General features: G+C 33.7%; 3 protein-coding genes. 2 read left to right on the top strand and 1 reads right to left on the bottom strand.

The window, feature by feature from the left end; all coding sequences use genetic code 11:
• The first annotated feature begins 76 nt into the window (after positions 1–76).
• Positions 77–1,405, top strand: a complete 1,329-nt coding sequence (locus tag P8M54_RS08000) for a retropepsin-like aspartic protease (RefSeq protein ID WP_300287007.1) — start codon at positions 77–79, stop codon at positions 1,403–1,405.
• A 56-nt stretch (positions 1,406–1,461) separates the two neighbouring features.
• On the opposite strand, the gene P8M54_RS07995 is transcribed toward P8M54_RS08000, so the two are convergent.
• Positions 1,462–1,851 carry a DUF1573 domain-containing protein gene (locus P8M54_RS07995; RefSeq protein ID WP_300287004.1) on the bottom strand — a complete coding sequence of 130 codons (390 nt, stop codon included), beginning with the start codon at positions 1,849–1,851 and terminating at the stop codon, positions 1,462–1,464.
• 237 nt (positions 1,852–2,088) lie between these two features.
• Here P8M54_RS07995 and P8M54_RS07990 point away from each other — a divergent pair.
• On the top strand, positions 2,089–4,247 hold a 2,159-nt coding region (locus P8M54_RS07990), incomplete at its 3' end, for a valine--tRNA ligase (RefSeq protein WP_300287002.1).

Below are 4,247 nucleotides of genomic sequence, written 5' to 3'. Positions count from 1 at the left end.
TTGTAAAATCCTTTAAAAATTGTTAAAATAGCAATAAAATAAGAATTTTTCATTATTTTTATAGAAAGAGTTTTTCATGAAAAAAATTATAGTTGTTGTGTTTTTATTGGTATGCTGTAGTCCAGTTTCAGCGCAAGATGGTTTTATCTTTAAGCAGCAAAAAAGTAAAATTAAAATCCCATTTAAACTTATCAATAACCTAATTTTTATACCTCTAAAAGTCAATGGTACTGAATTAACTTTTATGCTGGATTCAGGTGTTGAGGAAACGATACTTTTTAGTTTAGAAGAAAAAGATAGTATTAGTTTGTTCAATCCACAAACCATTAGTTTAAGAGGTTTGGGTAGTAGTGACGCTGTTGCTGGTTTAAAATCTACGGGCAATCAACTAGACGTAAAAGGAATGGTTTCTACTAACCACACATTATATGTTATTTTAGATCAGGCTTTTAATTTGTCTTCTCATATAGGAATTCCGGTTAACGGTATCATTGGTTATCCTTTTTTTAAAAGTAATTTATTAGAAATAAATTATGCGAAGAAGGTGCTCGTTTTTCATCAAGAAAGTCCTCAAATTCGGAGAAAATTAGCTAGAAAATTTAAACAATCGACAATTACAGTTGAGGGTAGTAAACCCTATTTAACAGGAAGTGTTACTATAGGTGCTAATTCAATCCCAGTGAAGCTTTTAATAGATACGGGCCACAGTGACGCTTTGTGGTTGTTTGAGAATAAAATTGATGCTATCAAGGTTCCTAATAAGAACTTCGAAGATTATTTAGGTAAAGGATTCAGTGGCGATATTTTTGGTCGGCGAGCGATTATTTCTGAATTTAAAATTAACGATTTTGTATTCAAGAACCCCATTGCAGCATTTCCAGACTCAATTTCCTTACGTCATGTAAAAATGGTTTCTGATAGACTTGGATCTGTAGGAGGTGAAATATTTAAACGATTTTCTATGGTTTTCGATTATGGCAACGGACAACTTTTTTTGAGAAAAAATTCAGATTTCAAAAGCTATTTCAACTACAATAAAAGTGGAATCGAAATAAGAATGGGAGGTATGCAATGGGTTCAAGAAACTATTGCTTTAAAACTAGAAACTAAAGCAAGTAGTTATGCAACAACTTACAATGAGAATTTAATAAATAACTTTAAGTATAATTTTAAGTTGAAACCTATTTACGAGATTGATAATGTTCGTAAAGGTTCTGCTGCTGCTAAGGCCGGATTGTTAGCTGGTGATATTGTAAACGCAATAGATGGAAAAGAGTTGCAAAAATATTCATTGATTGAAGTTAATTCTTTTCTCAAAGCCGAAAAAGAAAAATGGATTACGATTGATTTTACTAGAGAAGGTAAGCCGTTAAAATTTAGAGTACAGCTGATCAATATTTTATAAAAAAAAAGCTTCTTGAATTTAATCAAGAAGCTTTTCATAAAACTATTTTTCACTGTTTATTTAACCACTACCTCGCCTCTTATTTTTAAAGGAATTCTTCCTTCATCGTAATTAATAGCATTAGATTCCACTGTTATCGTTTTACGAATAGGTCCTTCTGTCATATTGTATTTTACTTCAATTTTTGAGGATTTTCCAGGTAAAATAGTGTCGTTTTGCTTTGATAAAATCGTGCAATTGGATGTCGTTTGGACGGAACTAATGATTAAAGGTGCATTTCCAGTGTTTGTGAACACAAATGCTCTTATTCCGTTATCATTTTCCTTGCTTATTGTCCCATAGTCTATAGTATTGTTTTGATCTTTGAAATCAATTTTAGCTCCATTTTGCGCGAAACCAATACTACTTATTAGAAGACCAGCTATTAATGGTATTATTTTTTTCATTTTTATTGAATTTAATCAAAGTAAATATAGAATCTTTTTATTAGAGGACAAATTTTTAATTCTCTTTTTATAGTCTACTTTATTATTTACTTTTGTTCCCAATATGAAATGCAATAATTAGACCAATTATAAAAAGTTTATTTGTTGATTTGTTTATACGTTAAATCCGGATGCAATAATCCGCTTGACTTTTTGACAGCAGCAACAAATTAGCGATGAAATAAATCAAGATAAAAAATGACAATCCCTGCACAATTTGACGCTAAAACTATTGAAGATAAATGGTACGCGTACTGGATGGAAAATAATTATTTTCATTCTGAGCCTGACCATAGAACTCCTTATACCATTGTAATTCCGCCACCTAACGTGACAGGAGTCTTGCACATGGGGCACATGTTAAACAACACTATTCAAGATGTTTTAATTCGTCGTGCTCGTTTAAAAGGGTTCAATGCATGTTGGGTACCAGGTACTGATCACGCATCCATTGCAACAGAAGCCAAGGTGGTTGCCAAATTAAAATCAGAAGGAATCAACAAAGCTGACTTAACTCGTGAAGAGTTTTTAAAGCATGCTTATGATTGGACGGATAAATATGGTGGTGTCATCTTAGAGCAGTTAAAAAAACTTGGAGCATCTTGTGACTGGGAACGTACTAAGTTTACAATGGATCCAGATATGTCTGCATCTGTAATAAAATCTTTTGTTGATTTATACAATAAAGGAATGATTTATCGCGGTTACCGCATGGTAAACTGGGATCCTGAAGCGAAAACTACTTTATCTGACGAAGAAGTAATTTTTGAAGAAAGACAAGGTAAATTATATTTCATTCAATATAAAATTGAAGGAAGCGAAGACTTTTTAACCATTGCAACAACGCGTCCCGAAACCATCTTTGGAGATAGTGCTATTTGTATTAACCCAAATGACGAACGTTTTGCACATTTAAAAGGGAAAAAAGCGATTGTGCCTATTTGTGGTAGAGTAATTCCAATTATCGAAGACGAATATGTTGATATCGAATTTGGAACAGGATGCCTAAAAGTGACTCCTGCTCACGATATGAATGACAAAACGCTAGGAGAGAAGCACAACCTTGAAATTATAGATATCTATAATGAAGATGCTACAATGAATAGCTTTGGTATGCATTACCAAGGTAAAGATCGTTTTGTAGTTCGTGAAGAAGTGGCAGCGGAGTTAGAAACTATTGGTGCTCTAGCAAAAACAGAAACACATTTAAATAAAGTAGGAACTTCAGAAAGAACTAAAGCGGTGATCGAACCTAGATTATCAGATCAATGGTTCTTGAAAATGGAAGATTTAGTAAAACCAGCAATTCAATCTGTATTGGTTGATGGAGATATTAAATTGCATCCTGCTCGTTTTAATAATACATATGCGCACTGGTTAAACAACATACGCGACTGGAATATTTCTCGTCAGTTATGGTGGGGACAACAAATTCCGGCTTATTTCTACGGAGATGGGAAAGAAGATTTTGTAGTTGCTGAGAATATTGAGGATGCTTTGGCTCTCGCCAAAGAAAGAACTGCTAATCCTAAATTAGAAATAGCTGATTTAAAACAAGATGTGGATGCCTTAGATACTTGGTTTTCGTCTTGGCTATGGCCAATGTCGGTTTTTGGTGGTATCATGGATCCAGAAAGCGAAGATTTTAAATACTATTATCCTACGAATGATTTAGTTACGGGTCCGGATATTTTATTTTTCTGGGTTGCGAGAATGATTATTGCAGGATATGAGTATACAGATAAAAAGCCATTTACCAATGTGTATTTGACTGGATTGGTTCGTGATAAGCAAAGACGTAAAATGTCTAAGTCGTTAGGGAATTCACCAGATCCATTAGATTTAATTGAAAAATTTGGTGCCGATGGTGTTCGTGTAGGATTGCTTTTAAGCGCTTCTGCAGGAAATGATATTATGTTTGATGAAGAATTGTGTAACCAAGGTAAAGGGTTTACCAATAAAATATGGAACGCTTTCAAATTAATCAAAGGTTGGGAAGTTTCAGATGCAATACCGCAACCGGAATCTTCTAAGGTAGCAATCGAATGGTATGAAGCGAAGTTGCAACAAACATTAGTTGATATCGAAGACAATTTCGAAAAATACAGAATCTCAGATGCTCTAATGGGCATCTATAAATTAGTGTGGGATGATTTCTGTTCGTGGTTCCTAGAAATGATTAAGCCAGCATACCAGCAGCCGATTGATAGCGTAACTTTTGCGAAAGCGATAGAAATGCTTGAAAGCAACTTGAAATTACTACATCCTTTTATGCCATTTTTAACAGAGGAGATTTGGCAAATACTAGCTCCAAGAACAAAAGAGGAAGCATTAATTGTATCCACTTGGCCAGAAAT

The sequence above is a fragment of the Flavobacterium sp. genome (genome assembly GCF_029242675.1).
Classification (GTDB): Bacteria; Bacteroidota; Bacteroidia; order Flavobacteriales; family Flavobacteriaceae; genus Flavobacterium.
The sequence above is the reverse complement of the archived record's forward strand: the minus strand, read 5'-3'. Positions and strand labels throughout refer to the sequence as shown.

Coding starts and splice junctions, on each gene's coding strand:
- P8M54_RS07995 (WP_300287004.1), bottom strand. CDS start 1,851: ATGAAAAAAATAATACCATTAATAGCTGGTCTTCTAATAAGTAGTATT.
- P8M54_RS08000 (WP_300287007.1), top strand. CDS start 77: ATGAAAAAAATTATAGTTGTTGTGTTTTTATTGGTATGCTGTAGTCCA.